This window comes from Georgenia sp. Z2081 (assembly GCF_055326445.1).
Window position 1 is genome coordinate 12,166 of sequence record NZ_JBUZNK010000016.1, and the last position, 15,700, is coordinate 27,865.

The window sequence follows — 15,700 nt, forward strand, 5'->3', positions numbered from 1 at the left end:
GGGATCACGGCCCTCCTGACCTAGGCTCGCGGGCGTGTATCTCAAGACGCTGACCATGCGGGGCTTCAAGTCCTTCGCGTCGGCGACGACCCTGCACCTCGAGCCCGGCATCACGTGCGTGGTCGGGCCGAACGGGTCGGGCAAGTCCAACGTCGTCGACGCCCTGAGCTGGGTGATGGGCGAGCAGGGCGCGAAGTCCCTGCGCGGCGGCTCGATGCAGGACGTGATCTTCGCCGGCACCACGGGCCGCGCCCCGCTCGGCCGCGCCGAGGTCTCCCTGACGATCGACAACACCGACGGCGTGCTCCCCATCGAGTACACCGAGGTGACGATCACCCGCACGCTGTTCCGCTCCGGCGGCTCCGAGTACCAGATCAACGGCGAGTCGTGCCGCCTGCTCGACATCCAGGAGCTCCTGTCCGACACGGGCATGGGCAAGGAGATGCACGTCATCGTCGGGCAGGGGCGCCTCGACTCCGTCCTCCAGGCCACCGCCGAGGACCGCCGCGGCTTCATCGAGGAGGCCGCCGGCGTCCTCAAGCACCGCCGCCGCAAGGAGAAGGCGCTGCGCAAGCTCGAGGCCACGGCCGCGAACCTCGCCCGCCTGAGCGACCTCACGGCCGAGATCCGCCGCCAGCTCGGCCCGCTCGCCCGCCAGGCCGACGTCGCGCGGCGCGCCCAGGTGGTCCAGACCGACCTGCGCGATGCCCGCGCCCGCCTCTTGGCCGACGACCTCGCTCAGCTCCGCGCAGCCGCCGACTCCGCGACCACCGACACCGCCGCGATCGCCGCCCGCCTCGAGCAGGCCGAGGGCGAGCAGGACGTCGCCCGACGCTCGCTGGCCGCCCTCGAGCAGGCCGCCGCCGACGCCGCGCCGCGACTCGGCGCCGCCACCGACACCTGGTACCGGCTCTCCGGCGTGCGCGAGAGGCTGCGCGCCCTCACCGACGTCGCCACCGAACGCGTCCGCCTCCTCGGCGGGACGGGCGAGGACCCCGGCGACGAACGGGCCGACCAGGACGGCGACCGCGAGGGTGCCGCCCGCCAGGAGGACGCCCGCGACCCCGACGTGCTCCAGGCCCGCGCCGAGCAGGCCCGCGCCGCGGAGGCCGAGCTCGGCGTCGAGCTCGACGCGGCCCGCGGCACGCTGACCGACGCCGAGGCCCGCCGCACGGAGGCGGAGACCGCCGAGCGCGCGGCCGAGCACGCGCTCGCCGCCGTCCACCGCGCCGTCGCCGACCGCCGCGAGGGGCTCGCCCGGCTCACGGGCCAGGTCGCCGAGCGCCGCTCCCGCCTCGAGGCAGCCCAGGCCGAGCTCGACCGCCTGCACGACGCCGAGGCCGCCGCCCGCACCCGCGCCGAGGAGGCCCAGCGCGAGTTCGACCGCCTGGAGCGGGACGTCGCGGGCGCCGAGTCCGGCGAGGAGGACCTCGACGACGCCTACGAGCGGGCCGCCGACCGGCTCGCCGCCGCCGAGGCCGAGACCGAGCGGCTCGACGAGGAGCTGCGCGCCGCCGAGGAGGCGCGCACCTCCGCCCAGTCCCGCGCCGAGGCCCTGGATCTCGGCCTGGCCGCCTCCGACGCCGCGCCGGCCGGGGACGTGGAGGGCCTGCTCGGCCCGCTGCCGGAACACCTCGAGGTCGAGGCCGAGTGGGCCGACGCCGTCGCCGCCGCCCTCGGGCCCCTCGCGGCCGCGCACGTGGTCGCCTCGCTCGACGCCGCCGTCACCGCCCTGCGCACCAGCCGCGAGGAGGGCAGCGGAAAGCTGCGCCTCGTCGTCGCGGCCGACCCCGGCGCCGACGCCCCGCCCACGGCCGGCGACCTGGCCGCCGGCGACCTCCCGGGCGGCGTCGTCGCGGCACCGTCGGTCGTCACGGCGCGCACCGACGTCGCCGTCACCCTCGCCCGGCTCCTCGACCGGGTGGTCCTCGCCGAGGACCTCACGGCCGCCCGGGCGGCTGTCGCGGCCCGCCCCGACCTCACGGCGGTGACGAAGGACGGCGACGTCGTCGGGGCCGCGGCCGTGTCCGGCGGCGGGGGCGAGGAGTCCTCGGTGCTCAGCCTGCACGCCGCCCACGAGCAGGCCCTCGCCGACGTCGACGACGCCGCGCGTCGCGCCGAGGCCACCCGGTTCGCTCTCGGCCCGGCCCGCGAGGAGGTCGAGGCCGCCCGCACGCAGGCTGCAGCCTCGCTGGACGCCCTGCACGCCTCGGACGCCGAGATGTCCGCCGTCACCGAGCGGCTCGGCCGCCTGCGCCAGACAATCCGGGACTCGGGCACGGAGGTCGAGCGGTCCGGCCCCGCCCGCGAGCAGGCGGAGACCGCGCTGGCCGAGCACCGCGAGGTCCTCGCCGAGCTGGGGGAGCGCCTCGAGCTCGCCGGCCGCGAGCCCGAGGAGGCCGAGGCCGATCTCGAGCGCGCCACCACCGAGCGGGACCAGGCGACCGCCGCTGCGCGGGAGGCCCGCTCCGCGGAGACCGACACCCGCCTCGCGCTGCGCACCGTCGAGGAGCGGGTGAGCGCGCTCGCCGGCCGCGCCGCCTCCCTCGAGGCCGCCGCCCGCACCGAGCGCGCGGCCCGCGCCGCCGCCGCTGACCGGGCCGCGCGACGCCGCCGACAGGCAGCGGTCGCCGCCGAGGTCCACGAGCGTGCCCAGGAGGGCGTGGCCGCCGCGGACCGCGCCGTGGGGGAGGCCGCCGCGCGCCGCGCCGAGGCCGAGGCCGAGCGGGAGGACCGGGAGAAGGCCACGACCTCGGTGCGCTCCCAGCTCGCCGAGATCGACAAGACCCTGCTCGGCCTGCGCGACGCCGCGCACCGCGAGGAGCTCGCCCGCACCGAGCACACGATGCGGGTGCGCCAGGCGGAGGAGCGGTCCGTCGAGGAGCTCGGCACCGACCCCGACGTCCTGCTCGAGGAGTACGGGCCCCACGTGCTCGTCCCCTCCACCGCGCCGGTCGCGGACGGCGAGGAGCCGCCCGAGCCCCGGCCCTTCGTCCGCGAGGAGCAGGTCAAGCGGCTCGCCCGGGCGGAGAAGGACCTCGCTCGCCTGGGCAAGGTCAACCCGCTCGCGCTCGAGGAGCACGCCGCCCTGGAGGAGCGCCACCAGTTCCTCACCGAGCAGCTGGCCGACCTCACGCGCTCGCGCGAGGACCTGCTCCAGATCGTCAAGGACATCGACGCCCGGGTCGAGGAGGTGTTCACCTCCGCGTTCCACGACACCGCGGCCCAGTTCGAGCGCGTGTTCCCCCGGCTGTTCCCCGGCGGCGAGGGCCGTCTCGTGCTCACCGACCCGGACGACATGCTCACCACCGGCATCGAGATCGAGGCGCGGCCCGCGGGCAAGAAGGTCAAGCGCCTCTCGCTGCTCTCGGGCGGGGAACGCTCGCTCACGGCCGTCGCCCTGCTCGTGGCGATCTTCACCGCCCGCCCGAGCCCGTTCTACGTGATGGACGAGGTCGAGGCCGCCCTCGACGACGTCAACCTCGGCCGCCTCATCGAGATCTTCGCCGAGCTGCGCGAGTCCTCCCAGCTCATCGTCATCACGCACCAGAAGCGCACGATGGAGGTCGCCGACGCGCTCTACGGCGTCACCATGCGCGGGGGGCTGTCGACCGTGATCTCCCAGCGCATCGAACGCGCCGACGCCTCGGCCTGACGGAGTCCCCGTTCCCGGGCTGCGCGCCGCCCCGCGCCCCGCCCGCCGCCTCTCGACCACCGGGGAGCGCGACGCCGGCCGTCCGCGTTCCTGAGAGACTGTGGCCGTGGATACCCCGTACATCATCCTGACCGTCGTCGGAGCCCTGCTCGTCGTCGGGCTGATCGCCGGACTCTGGCTCGTCCCCTCGCGCCGCAGGCGCGACGACACGCTTCCCCCGGGGGAGTCGAGCCCGTACCCCTCCGGTGAGGAGCCGGCGTCGGGCGCCTCCGCCGCGCCGACCGCCGTCATCGACGAGGACCGCGCGGGGACCGACGTCGCCGAACCGGGCGCCGCCGAGCCGGCGGCCCCGCCGACACCGACCCTCGAGCAGCCCGAGACCGTCACCTCGCGGCTCCAGCGCCTGCGTGCCCGCCTCGCCCGGTCCGGCTCGTTCGGCCAGGCCCTGCTCTCGATCCTCTCCCGCGACACGCTCACCGAGGAGGACTGGGAGGAGCTGGAGGACACGCTCCTGGTCGCCGACGTCGGCATCGGTCCCACCACCGAGCTCATCGACACCCTGCGCACCGAGGCCAGGGTCACCGGCGCGAGCGACCCCGGCGCCGTCAAGGACATCCTGCGTCGCGAGCTCCTCGAGTTCGTCGGCCCCGACGCGGACCGCACCCTCGACCTGACCCCCGTCGTCGCCGACGACGGCGCACCCCACCCCGCGACCGTGCTCGTCGTCGGCGTCAACGGCACGGGCAAGACGACGACGATCGGCAAGCTCGCGCGCGTGCTCGTCGCCGAGGGGCACTCGGTCGTCCTCGGCGCCGCCGACACCTTCCGCGCGGCCGCCGCCGAGCAGCTGACCACCTGGGGCGAGCGCGTCGGCGTGCCCGTCGTGCGGTCCGAGACCGAGGGCGCCGACCCGGCGTCGGTGGCGTTCGAGGCCGTGCGCAGCGGCCGGGAGCAGGATGCGGACGTCGTCGTCGTCGACACCGCCGGCCGACTCCAGAACAAGGCCGGCCTCATGGAGGAGCTGGGCAAGATCAAGCGCGTGATGTCGCGCCAGGCGCCCGTCCGGGAGGTCCTGCTCGTCCTCGACGCGACCACGGGTCAGAACGGCATGCAGCAGGCGAAGATCTTCTCCGAGGCCGTGTCCGTCACCGGCATCGTGCTCACCAAGCTCGACGGCACCGCGAAGGGCGGCATCGTCGTCACCGTGCAGCGCGAGCTCGGCGTGCCGGTGAAGTACGTCGGGCTCGGCGAGGGCCCCGACGACCTCGCGCCGTTCGTCCCCGAGGACTTCGTGGACTCGTTGCTCGGCTGACGCCTACCGCACCGTCTCCCGGCGCCGTCACGTGATCGTCACGTGGCGGCGCTGCCGGTTACACGGGTGAAACCTGGGCCGCGCCGCGGCGAAACACGCTCGAAGGAGAGTGCCTCCCAGACCGGCCGACGGTGCCGGCGAGGAGGAGACATGACCCCACTCATCACGACGTCGGCAGCGCCGACCCTCGACACCGGCGCCACGGCCTGGATGCTGATGTCCGCCACGCTCGTGCTCATGATGACCGTGCCGGCCCTGGCCCTGTTCTACGGCGGCATGACCCGCAGCCGCGGGGTGCTCAACATGATGATGATGAGCTTCGGCGTCATCGCCGTCGTCGGCGTCATCTACCCGCTGTGGGGGTGGTCGATGAGCTACGGCGACTCGCTCGGAGGCATCCTCGGCAACCCGTTCGACGGCTTCGCCCTCGACGGCCAGGTGATCGACGCGGACGGCGCCCACATCATCGACGACCTCGGTGTGCCCGCCTACGTGGGAGTGGCCTTCCAGTCGACCTTCGCCATCATCACCACCGCACTGGTCTCCGGGGCGATCGCCGAACGCGTGAAGTACGCGTCCTGGCTCGTTTTCGCCGCCCTGTGGGTGACGCTGTCCTACTTCCCGATGGCCCACATGGTCTGGGGTGGCGGCATCCTCTCCGGCGACGGGTGGTTCGGCTCGATCGCCGAGCCGATCGACTTCGCCGGCGGCACGGTCGTCCACATCAACGCGGGCATCGCCGGCCTCGTCCTCGCCCTGGTCATCGGTCGGCGCAAGGGCTTCGGCAAGGTGCCGATGCGGCCGCACAACCTGCCGCTCGTGATGATCGGCGCCGCCCTGCTGTGGGTCGGCTGGTTCGGCTTCAACGCCGGCTCCGCCTTCACGGCCGACGGCACCGCCGGTCTCGCGTGGGTCAACACGACGTCGGCCACGGCGGCCGCCATCCTCGGCTGGCTCGTCGTCGAGCGCCTGCGTGACGGGCACATGACGTCGCTCGGCGCCGCCTCGGGCACCGTCGCCGGTCTCGTCGCCATCACCCCGGCGGCCGGGGCGCTCAACCCCGTCACCTCGATCGTCCTCGGCGCGGTCGCGGGCGTGCTCTGCGCGCTCGCGGTGAGTCTGAAGTACCGGTGGCGGTTCGACGACTCGCTCGACGTCGTCGGCGTCCACCTGGTCGGCGGACTGGTCGGCACGATCGTCGTCGGCCTGCTCGCTGACGAGGGCGGTCTTTTCATGGGCGACGGCGCGGACCAGCTGATCGTCCAGGCCCTCATCGCGGTCGTGGCCGTGGTCTACTCGGGGCTCGTCACCCTCGTGATCGCGCTCGTCCTCAAGGCCACCATGGGCTGGCGCGTGAGCGATGATGACGAGGCCAGCGGGATCGACACCGCACAGCACGCGGAGAGTGCCTACGAGGGCATCGGCTCCGGGCGACTGCTCACCGGATCGGAGAAGTGAGGACCGACATGAAGCTCATCACCGCCATCATCCAGCCGTTCCGGCTCGAGGACGTTAAGGCGGCCCTCGAGGCCGCGGGTGTCACCGGTATGACCGTCTCGGAGGCCAACGGCTTCGGCCGCCAGCACGGCCACACCGAGGTCTACCGCGGTGCCGAGTACGAGGTCCGCCTCGTGCCCAAGGTCCGCATCGAGGTCCTCGTCGACGACGCGGAGGCCGATCAGGTGCTCGACGCCGTGGTCGGCGCCGCCCACACGGGCCGCATCGGTGACGGCAAGGTCTGGGTCTCCGACGTGGGGCAGGTCGTCCGCGTCCGGACCGGCGAACGGGGCTCCGAGGCCCTGTGAGCACCGGCGCGGCGGGCGGTCACCGGCTCCTCACCGAGCTGCGGGCCGCCCGCCGCGCCGTTCGCCCCCCGGCGCCCGCCGAGCTCGCCACCGGTGCCCTGGAGCACGGGCGGGCCTACCGCCGCGCGCTCGCCGACCTGACCGACGCCGCACTCGTCGAGCTCTGGGCGGACGCCGGGCGCCGGCTGGGCACCGATGTTCGACGAGGCGTGGCGCTCGCGTGCGTCGGCTCGCTCGGACGACGCGACGGCGGGCCGTGCGCCGACCTCGACCTCGTGCTCCTGCACGACGGCTCCCGCGACGACGTGACGCTCGCCGCTCTCTCGGACGCCGTGTGGTACCCGATCTGGGACGCGGGCCTCACGCTGGACCACTCCGTGCGGACGCTCGCGGACTGCCGGTCCGTGGCCTCCACCGATGTGCCCGCCGCCGTCGGCCTGCTGGGCATGCGGAACCTGGCGGGCGACGCCGACCTCGGCGCGGAGGCCGCCTCGGCGGTCCTGGCCGACTGGCGCGGGGCGGCCCGGGTCCGCCTCGAGGACCTCGCCGGCGCGGTCGCTGCGCGCGGGCGGCGGACCGGGGACCTCGCCCACCTCAGCGAGCCCGACCTCAAGGAGTGTCGTGGCGGGCTGCGGGACGCCCGCATCGTCTCCGCCCTCGCAGCGTCCTGGCTCACGGACCGGCCGCACGGGGAGATCGACGACGCCGTCTCGCACCTGTGCGACGTGCGCGACGCGCTGCACGTGGTCACCGGCCGGGCGGCCTCCCGGCTCACCATGCACGACCAGGACGCCGTGGCGTCCGCCATGGGGCTCGGCGACCGTGCCCCGCGCACGCGGGCGGAGCTCGACGAGCTGCGCGGGGCGGTGCCGTCCCCCGGGGCCTCGCCCGGCCGCACCGAGGCCGGTGCGGACCCCGCCGACGAGCTCCTTGCAGGGGTGAGCGCGGCCGGCCGCACGATCCGGCATGCGCTCGACACGACGCTGCGCTCGGCCCGCCGGGCCGCCACCCGTCCGCGGGGCCGACTCATCACCGCCGCCCTGCGGGCCGGGCGTCCGCCGCGGCTCACCACGCTCGCGCCCGGCCTGGTCGCCCACGACGGCGAGGTCGTCCTCGCCGCGGGTGCGGACCCCGCCGGCGACCCTCGCCTCTCGCTACGGGCCGCCCGCGCCGCCATCGAGCACGGCCTCCCACTCTCGCCGGTGACGACGACAGCTCTGGCCCGTTGCCCGGACCCGGCGGGCGACCACGGGCGATGGCCCCCCGAGGCGCTCGCCGACCTCCTCGCAGTCCTCGCCGCGGGGACGCGGGCGCTGGACGTCCTCGACGCGCTCGACCTCGTCGGCGTGCTCGCCGTCTGGCTCCCCGACTGGGCCCCGATCCGCAACCGGCCCCAGCGCACCGCCGTCCACACCCGCACGGTCGACCGTCACCTCCTGCTGACGGTGGCCGGACTCGCGGAGCTCCCCGGGACGCCGGGTCTCACGGCGGCGGGCGGGGCGAGCGACCCGCGGCTGCTGCTCGCCGCGCTCCTCCACGACCTCGGCAAGCTCCCGGGCGAGAGGGACCACTCCGCGCGAGGTGCGCGTATCGCCGACCCGCTCCTGGTGCGCCTCGGTGTCCGCGCCGCCGACCGTGCCGACATCGTTCATCTGGTGGCCGAGCACCTCCTGCTCGCGGAGACCGCGACCGGCCGCGACGTCTCGGACCCGGCCGTGGTCGACGAGGTCGCCGGCCGGGTCGGTTCGCGCGAGCGTCTCCATCTGCTCCGGGCGCTGACCGAGGCCGACGCCCGTGCCGCGGGTCCCCGCGCATGGACCCGGTGGCGCGCCGAGCTCGTCGACAGGCTCACGGCCGCGGTGGACGCCACGTTCGCTTAGCGGCGTCCACCACCCCGGCGCCACCGGACCCGTTGTTACCCTTGTGGGCAACGACCTGACTGCGCGCGGCGACCCGTGCCGAGCTGCCCGGCACCGCCGCAGCGCCCCGACCGACGAAGGACCCACGTGTTCGCCAGCCTCTCCGACCGGATCACCGGCGCCTTCAAGGGCCTGCGCGGGAAGGGGCGCCTGTCCGAGGAGGACGTCGCCGGGACGGTCCGGGAGATCCGGCGCGCCCTGCTCGAGGCCGACGTCGCGCTGCCGGTCGTCCGGGAGTTCACCGCCGCGATCCGTGAGCGCGCCACGGGCGCCGACCTGTCCAAGGCACTCAACCCGGGTCAGCAGGTCATCAAGATCGTCCACGAGGAGCTCGTCGAGGTCCTCGGCGGCGAGTCGCGCGACCTGCACATCGCCAAGCACCCGCCGACGGTCATCATGCTCGCCGGCCTCCAGGGCGCGGGCAAGACTACGCTGGCCGGGAAGCTGGGCAAGTGGCTGCGCGACCAGGGGCACACCCCGCTGCTCGTCGCCTCGGACCTCCAGCGGCCCAACGCCGTCACCCAGCTCCAGATCGTCGGCGAGCGCGCCGGCGTGGCGGTGTGGGCGCCGGAGCCGGGCAACGGCGTCGGGGACCCGGTCGAGGTCGCGCGCACCGGGCTCGAGCGCGCACGGCAGGCCATGCACTCCGTCGTCATCGTCGACACCGCGGGCCGCCTCGGCGTCGACGAGGAGATGATGCGGCAGGCCGCGAACATCCGCGACGCCGTCCAGCCGCACGAGACCCTGTTCGTCCTCGACGCGATGATCGGCCAGGACGCGGTGACCACCGCCAACGCCTTCGCCGAGGGCGTGGGCTTCACCGGCGTCGTCCTGTCCAAGCTCGACGGCGACGCCCGCGGCGGCGCCGCGCTGTCCGTCCGCGGCGTCACCGGCGTGCCGGTCCTGTTCGCCTCCACGGGTGAGAAGCTCGAGGACTTCGAGCGCTTCCACGCCGACCGCATGGCGTCGCGCATCCTCGACATGGGTGACGTGCTCACCCTCATCGAGCAGGCCGAGCGGACCTACGACGCCGAGGAGGCGGAGAAACTCGCCGAGAAGCTCTCCGGCGACGACTTCACGCTCGGCGACTTCCTCGGGCAGCTCCAGCAGATCAAGAAGATGGGCTCGATGAAGAAGATGCTCGGGATGCTCCCGGGCATGGGCCAGATGCGCGAGCAGCTGGACAACTTCGACGAGCGCGAGGTCGACCGGGTCGAGGCGATCGTGCGGTCGATGACGCCGGCCGAGCGCGACAATGTGAAGATCCTCAACGGCTCCCGGCGCTCGCGCATCGCCAAGGGTGCCGGCACCACCGTCCAGCAGGTCAACTCCCTGCTCGAGCGGTTCGAGCAGGCGCGCGTGATGATGCGCAAGATGGGCAGCGGTGGCGGGGGGATGCCCGGGATGCCGGGTATGCCCGGTGGCCCCGGGATGGGTGGCGGCAAGAAGTCGAAGGGCCGCCAGGCGCCGCAGGTCAAGAAGAAGAAGGGCAAGAGCGGCAACCCCGCGAAGCGCGCGCAGCAGGAGCGCGAGCTCGCCGCGAAGGCATCCGCACCCAAGGGCGCCTCGTTCGGCGGTGGCGGGAGCGGCCCGGTCCAGCCCTCGCCTGAGGACCTCGACATCTCCGAGCTGCAGAAGTACCTGCGCTGACGATTCTCGTCGGCGAGTGAGCACTTCTCGGTCCTCGTGTGCCGGACAGAATCGCGCTCACTCGTGAGGCAGAACCCCGCTCACTGGTGAGGCAGAACCGCGCTCACTCGCGGAAGAATCCCCTCACTCGCCGGAGTGGGGGCGGTAGGTGGTGCCGCGGAGGACAATCGCCGTCGGCCGCTGCGTGACGCTCACGTCCGCCCGGGGGTCGCTCGGGTAGACGACGAGGTCCGCGCTCGCCCCGTCGGTGATCCCGTCCACGCCGAGGTAGTCCCGCCCGCGCCAGCTCGCCGCCGCGAGCACGTCGGCGTGCGGGAGTTCTAGCTCGGCGCACGCCACCAGCTCGGCCGGCAGCGTCCCGTGGTCGAGCGTGCCCCCGGCGTCCGATCCCATGAGGAGCGGCACGCCCGCCGCCACGACCTCGCCCCAGAAGTCCCGCCGCCGCTCGTGCATCGCCCGCATCCGGGCGGCGTAGATCGGGTACTTCGCCACCGCCTGGTCGGCGAAGTCGCCGAACTGGGACGTCTGCCGGGCCGTCACCGTCACCGGGACGCCGCGAGCGGCGAGCTCGGCCATGTGGTCGGTCGTCATCCCGGTCCCGTGCTCGAGGCAGTCGACGCCGGCCGCCAGGCAGTCCTCGACCGTCTCGGTGGCGAACGTATGGATCGTCACCCGGGCACCGTTCTCGTGCGCCGCCGCGACGGCGTCACGGAGCACCTCGCGCGGCCACAGCGGCGTGAGGTCGGCGTCGGCCCCCATCGACCGGTCGATCCAGTCCCCGACGAGCTTGACCCACCCGTCCCCGCGCCGCGCCTCCTCGGCCACGACCTCGGGCAGCAGCGCGACGTCGTCGAGCTCGCGGGCGAAGCTGCGGATGTACCGCTTGGGCCGGGCGATGTGCCGGCCGGCGCGGATCAGCCGGGGCAGGTCGTCCCGGTCGTCGACCCAGCGGGTGTCCGCGGGCGAGCCCGCGTCGCGGACGAGCAGCACGCCGGAGTCGCGATCCGCGACCGCCTGCGCCTCGGCCGTCGCCTCGTCCACGGCCCCCTCGGCGCCGAGGCCGATGTGGGCGTGCACGTCCACCAGGCCCGGCACGACGACGCCGCGCACCTGCTCGAACGAGTACGCCCCGGGCGGGGGAGAGAGGTGGATCCGTCCGTCCGCCACCCAGATCTCGGACAGGACGGTGGTGTCGTCGACGACGACGGTGCCGGTCAGGTGCAGCGGGCGTGACGGGTCGCTCATAGGAGGAGGGTGGCACGCGTTGACGGTTCATCGGTTCTGTGGTTCATTAGTCGAGTAATGAACCGATGGGGAGGTGGTGGCATGTTCGACGGACCGGAGCCGATCTATCTCCAGATCGCCGAGCACCTTCGCCGCCAGATCCTCACGAGCAACCTCCGGGAGGAGGAGCAGGTCATGTCGACCACCCAGTTCTCGACCACGTACCGGATCAACCCGGCCACCGCCGCAAAAGCGTTTGCGCTGCTGGTGGACGAGGGCATCCTGTACAAGCAGCGCGGCGTCGGCATGTTCGTCGCCCCCGGGTCGCACGCCGCCCTGCTGAGGAGCAGGCGTCAGGCGTTCTTCGCCGAGCACCTCGACCCGGTGCTCGCCGAGGCAGAGGCCCTGGGCATCGGCGCCGACGACCTCATCGCGCACATCAAGGGAGCGACGTCATGACCGGCTACCGGGTCGAGCTCGACGAGCTCGGCGTCCGTCTCGGCCGCACGCAGGCGCTCGACGGAGTCACGGCGACGATCGAGCCCGGTGCCATCACCGGCCTGCTCGGACGCAACGGTGCCGGCAAGTCCACGCTGCTCGGCGTCGCCGCCGCCCTGCGCCGGCCCACAACGGGGCGCGTGCGCGTCGAGGGCGCCGACCCCTTCGAGAACGAGACCCTCATGGAGGGCACCTGTCTCGTCCGCGAGGCCGGCGACCTCCTCACGACCGAGAAGGTCCGCACCAACGTGAAGTTCCTGCGCGAGACCCGCCCCCGGTGGGACCAGGCGTTCGCGGACGAGCTGCTCGACGCGTTCGAGGTCGACCCCAAGAAGTCGGTCGACGCCCTGTCCCGAGGGCAGCGCTCCGCCGTGGCTGCCACGGTCGGGCTCGCCTCGCGGGCGCCGCTGACGATGTTCGACGAGGTCTACCTCGGGATGGACGCGCCCTCGCGCCAGCTGTTCTACGAGCGGCTGCTCGCGGACTACGCCGAGCACCCGCGCACGATCGTCCTGTCCAGCCACCTCATCAACGAGATCGAGCAGCTGGTCGAGCACGTGATCATCCTCGACCGCGGCGGGCTGCGGATGGCCGGCGAGGCCGACGAGCTCACCGCCGGTGGCGTCACCATCACGGGCCCCGCCGACGCGGTCGACCGCGCCGTCGCCGACCTCGAGGTCCTCGCCGAGCGCACCCTCGGCGGCACGAAGGAGGCCGCGGTCTACGGCCGGCTCGACCGGGTCGCCGCCCGCGAGCTCGAGGACCAGGGGCTCGCCGTCGGCCGCCTCGGTCTGCAGGAGCTCGTCATCCACCTCACGGAGCGCACGACATGACCTCCACCGACCCCACCCTCACCACGCCGACCACCGTGTCCACCGTCGGTCGACGCGCCCGCCCGCAGTGGGTGCGCGCGGCCGCGTCGATGCTCTCCGTGCACGGCGTCGTCGGGGCGTGGTTCTGGGTCGGGGCCGTCGTCCTGGTCGCCCTCGCCACCCTCGTCGTCGACCACTTCACCACCGTGCGGGTCTCGATCCTGCAGTACGCCTCCTACGCGATGCTGTGGTTCCCGTTCTCGATCGCCGTGGTCGTCGCGGCCGTCCTGACGGTCTACGTGGCCAACGGGATGACGCGCCGCTCGTTCATCCGCGGGGCGCTCGCCTCCTCGGTCGTCGTGGCGCTCGGGTACGGGTTGGTCATGGCCCTGCTCCTGCTCGTCGAGGGCTGGATCTACGGCGCGCTCGGCTGGGCGCACGGCGCCATGGGTACCGACGACGACGGGATCGTCGAGGGCATCTGGGAGTCCGGGCTGCTCGCGCCGTGGGGAGTCGCGACGCTCATGGTGCTCGCCGGTCTCGTCTCCGGGCTCGCGGTCGGCGCCGGCTACTACCGGTTCGGCGGACTGCGCGGCACCGCCCTGCTCCCGTTCGCGCTCCTGCCCGTCCTCGGCGCGCAGGTGCTCATCGACCTCGGCCGGCCCGACTCGGTCGGCCACCTCGCCGGCCTGGGGGACTGGGTCTACCCGATCGTCGGCGCCGCGACCCTCGTCCTCGCGGCCTTCGTCGTCGCCGTGCTCCGGCGTGCCCCGATCGGCGGCGTCGAGGCCTGAGCGCCCGCGACCGCCCACCGGTACGTGCCGCCGCCCGGCACCTACCAGCACGTACCGCCCACCAGTACCTACCGCCCACCAGCTCCGCACCTATCGCACCCCGAAGGAGGGGACCCCAGTGTCATCCGCCATCGAGATCACCAACCTGCGCAAGACCTTTGGCCAGAAGGTGGCCGTCGCCGACGTCAGCCTGAGCGTCGAGCCCGGCGAGATCGTCGGCATCCTCGGCCCGAACGGCGCCGGCAAGACCACCACCGTCGAGATCCTCGCCGGCCTCCAGCGGCCCGACTCCGGCACGGTCCGGGTCCTCGGGATCGACCCGCAGGCCGACCCCGTCGCGGTCCGACAGGTCCTCGGCGTCCAGCTCCAGGAGTCCAAGCTCCCGGCCAAGATCCGGGTCGAGGAGGCGCTGCACCTGTACGCGGCGTTCTACCCCGAGCCCGCCGACGTCGACGAGCTCATCGCCATGCTCGGCCTGACCGGCTCCCGGCGCACCGCCTTCGACGACCTCTCCGGGGGACTCCAGCAGCGCCTGTCGATCGCGCTCGCCCTCGTGGGCAGCCCGAGCGTCGTCATCCTCGACGAGCTGACCACGGGACTCGACCCGGTCGGCCGTCGGGAGACCTGGAAGCTCGTGGAGAAGGTCCGCGACTCCGGGGTCACCGTCCTGCTCGTCACGCACTTCATGGACGAGGCAGAGCAGCTCGCCGACCGGATCGTCGTCATCGACGCCGGCCGCGTCGTGGCCACGGGCACGCCCGAGGAGCTCACCGCGGCCGGCGGCGCGGAGACCGAGCTCACGCTCGGCCTGGCCGGGTTCCTCGACGAGGTGACTCCCGGCGACGAGACGCGCGACGCCGAGCCTACCGGTGTCACCACCACCGCCGGCGTCACCGGCACCCGCACCGACCCGGTCCGGGCGCTGCGCGAGCTCGACGGCGTCACCGGCGTCACGCGCAGCGGCAGCACGCTGCGCGTCACCGGCGGCCCGCGCGTCCTCCCGGACGTCGTCGCCGCCCTCGACGGCATGGGCATCGTCCCGGCCGCGCTCAACACCCGCACCCGGACGCTCGAGGACGTCTTCGTCGACGTCACCGGGCGCGAGCCCGAGGAGGTTCCCGCATGACCGCCATCGTCCACGACCCGCCCATGACCAGGCCCGCGCCCCGTCGCGGCGCCCCACGCGGCCTGGCCGCCCTGGTCCGCTCCGAGCTCGTCCTGTTCTCCCGGGACCCCGGCTCGGTCTTCTTCGCCCTGCTGTTCCCGACGGTCCTCGCCGTGGGGCTCGGCTTCGCCCTGCCCGGCATGCGCGACCCGATCGAGTCCCCGGGCAGCGTCTACGACGGCGCACTCGTCATCGCGATGTTCATGCCCGTCATCATGGCGACCGCGATCGCGGCGCCCGCCCTGACCACCCTGCCGTCGTACGTGGCCGGATACCGGGAGCGCGGCGTCCTGCGTCGGCTGGCCGCGACCCCGATGCGACCGCACGGCATCCTCATCGCCCAGGTCGTCGTCAACGTCATCGCGTTCGTCGCGGCCGCGGCCCTCGCGCTGGGTCTCTCGGCGATCGTCTTCGACCTCGAGCCCGTCCGGCAGCCGCTCCTCCTCGTCGCGGCGTTCCTGCTCGGGGCCGCCGCCACGTTCGGCATCGGACTGCTCATCGCCGCCCTCGCCGCCAAGGCGTCCACGGCGAACGGGCTGGGGATGCTCGCCTACTTCCCGCTGCTGTTCTTCGCCGGCCTGTGGACGCCGGGGCCGATCATGCCCGACATCGTCGAGTCGGTCGCCCGGTTCACCCCGCTCGGCGCCGCAAGCCAGGCGATGACCGAGGCCTGGTTCGGCGCCGACGTGCCGTGGCTGCAGCTCGGCGTCATGGTCGCCTACGTCGCCGTGCTCTACCCGCTGGCCTCGCGTCTGTTCCGCTGGTCCTGACCCGGCGGTCGGGTCGGGAGCGGCGCTCCCGCTGGTCCTGACCCGACCGCCAGACCCGACCGGCCTACCCGACCGCCCCACCCGACCCGACAAGGA

The 15,700-nt window shown here is 73.9% G+C and carries 12 protein-coding genes; 11 read left to right on the forward strand and 1 reads right to left on the reverse strand.

Features of this window, described 5'->3' with window-relative positions; translation table 11 throughout:
- The first annotated feature begins 34 nt into the window (after positions 1 to 34).
- From smc to ffh, 6 genes are all read left to right on the forward strand, one after another.
- Positions 35 to 3,655: a chromosome segregation protein SMC gene (gene smc / locus ACZLKG_RS15815; protein ID WP_463649273.1), complete on the forward strand. Its 3,621-nt coding sequence runs from the start codon at positions 35 to 37 to the stop codon at positions 3,653 to 3,655.
- Between the two features lie 106 nt (positions 3,656 to 3,761).
- Positions 3,762 to 4,967 (forward strand): signal recognition particle-docking protein FtsY, encoded by a 1,206-nt coding sequence (gene ftsY / locus ACZLKG_RS15820; RefSeq protein WP_463649274.1) that lies wholly within the window; start codon positions 3,762 to 3,764, stop codon positions 4,965 to 4,967.
- 150 nt (positions 4,968 to 5,117) lie between these two features.
- Positions 5,118 to 6,425 (forward strand): ammonium transporter, encoded by a 1,308-nt coding sequence (locus ACZLKG_RS15825; protein WP_463649275.1) that lies wholly within the window; start codon positions 5,118 to 5,120, stop codon positions 6,423 to 6,425.
- Between the two features lie 8 nt (positions 6,426 to 6,433).
- On the forward strand, positions 6,434 to 6,772 hold the full coding sequence (locus tag ACZLKG_RS15830) for a P-II family nitrogen regulator (RefSeq protein ID WP_425710020.1): 339 nt from the start codon (positions 6,434 to 6,436) through the stop codon (positions 6,770 to 6,772).
- Complete coding sequence (locus tag ACZLKG_RS15835; protein ID WP_463649276.1) at positions 6,769 to 8,652, forward strand: [protein-PII] uridylyltransferase family protein; 1,884 nt, start codon at positions 6,769 to 6,771, stop codon at positions 8,650 to 8,652. The genes ACZLKG_RS15830 and ACZLKG_RS15835 overlap by 4 nt, the downstream gene beginning before the upstream one ends.
- Positions 8,653 to 8,778: 126 nt before the next feature.
- Complete coding sequence (gene ffh / locus ACZLKG_RS15840) at positions 8,779 to 10,341, forward strand: signal recognition particle protein (RefSeq protein WP_463649277.1); 1,563 nt, start codon at positions 8,779 to 8,781, stop codon at positions 10,339 to 10,341.
- A 123-nt stretch (positions 10,342 to 10,464) separates the two neighbouring features.
- Here the strand turns inward: ffh and ACZLKG_RS15845 are convergent, their stop codons facing one another.
- Positions 10,465 to 11,586: an amidohydrolase family protein gene (locus ACZLKG_RS15845; protein WP_463649278.1), complete on the reverse strand. Its 1,122-nt coding sequence runs from the start codon at positions 11,584 to 11,586 to the stop codon at positions 10,465 to 10,467.
- 81 nt (positions 11,587 to 11,667) lie between these two features.
- Between ACZLKG_RS15845 and ACZLKG_RS15850 the strand changes: the two genes are divergently transcribed.
- The 5 genes from ACZLKG_RS15850 to ACZLKG_RS15870 all read left to right on the forward strand — a co-directional run bounded on the left by ACZLKG_RS15850 (position 11,668) and on the right by ACZLKG_RS15870 (position 15,604).
- Entirely contained in the window at positions 11,668 to 12,024 is a 357-nt protein-coding gene (locus ACZLKG_RS15850) for a GntR family transcriptional regulator (protein ID WP_425710024.1), read from the forward strand.
- Complete coding sequence (locus tag ACZLKG_RS15855) at positions 12,021 to 12,896, forward strand: ATP-binding cassette domain-containing protein (RefSeq protein ID WP_425710025.1); 876 nt, start codon at positions 12,021 to 12,023, stop codon at positions 12,894 to 12,896. Before ACZLKG_RS15850 ends, ACZLKG_RS15855 begins: the two co-directional genes overlap by 4 nt.
- Positions 12,893 to 13,669: a hypothetical protein gene (locus ACZLKG_RS15860; RefSeq protein WP_463649279.1), complete on the forward strand. Its 777-nt coding sequence runs from the start codon at positions 12,893 to 12,895 to the stop codon at positions 13,667 to 13,669. The genes ACZLKG_RS15855 and ACZLKG_RS15860 overlap by 4 nt, the downstream gene beginning before the upstream one ends.
- Positions 13,670 to 13,787: 118 nt before the next feature.
- Positions 13,788 to 14,795: an ABC transporter ATP-binding protein gene (locus ACZLKG_RS15865; RefSeq protein WP_463649280.1), complete on the forward strand. Its 1,008-nt coding sequence runs from the start codon at positions 13,788 to 13,790 to the stop codon at positions 14,793 to 14,795.
- Positions 14,792 to 15,604 carry an ABC transporter permease gene (locus ACZLKG_RS15870; protein WP_463649281.1) on the forward strand — a complete coding sequence of 271 codons (813 nt, stop codon included), beginning with the start codon at positions 14,792 to 14,794 and terminating at the stop codon, positions 15,602 to 15,604. Before ACZLKG_RS15865 ends, ACZLKG_RS15870 begins: the two co-directional genes overlap by 4 nt.
- Positions 15,605 to 15,700: the final 96 nt, after the last annotated feature.

Coding starts and splice junctions, on each gene's coding strand:
- ACZLKG_RS15825 (WP_463649275.1), top strand. CDS start 5,118: ATGACCCCACTCATCACGACGTCGGCAGCGCCGACCCTCGACACCGGC.
- ACZLKG_RS15830 (WP_425710020.1), top strand. CDS start 6,434: ATGAAGCTCATCACCGCCATCATCCAGCCGTTCCGGCTCGAGGACGTT.
- ACZLKG_RS15845 (WP_463649278.1), bottom strand. CDS start 11,586: ATGAGCGACCCGTCACGCCCGCTGCACCTGACCGGCACCGTCGTCGTC.
- ACZLKG_RS15850 (WP_425710024.1), top strand. CDS start 11,668: ATGTTCGACGGACCGGAGCCGATCTATCTCCAGATCGCCGAGCACCTT.
- ACZLKG_RS15855 (WP_425710025.1), top strand. CDS start 12,021: ATGACCGGCTACCGGGTCGAGCTCGACGAGCTCGGCGTCCGTCTCGGC.
- ACZLKG_RS15860 (WP_463649279.1), top strand. CDS start 12,893: ATGACCTCCACCGACCCCACCCTCACCACGCCGACCACCGTGTCCACC.
- ACZLKG_RS15870 (WP_463649281.1), top strand. CDS start 14,792: ATGACCGCCATCGTCCACGACCCGCCCATGACCAGGCCCGCGCCCCGT.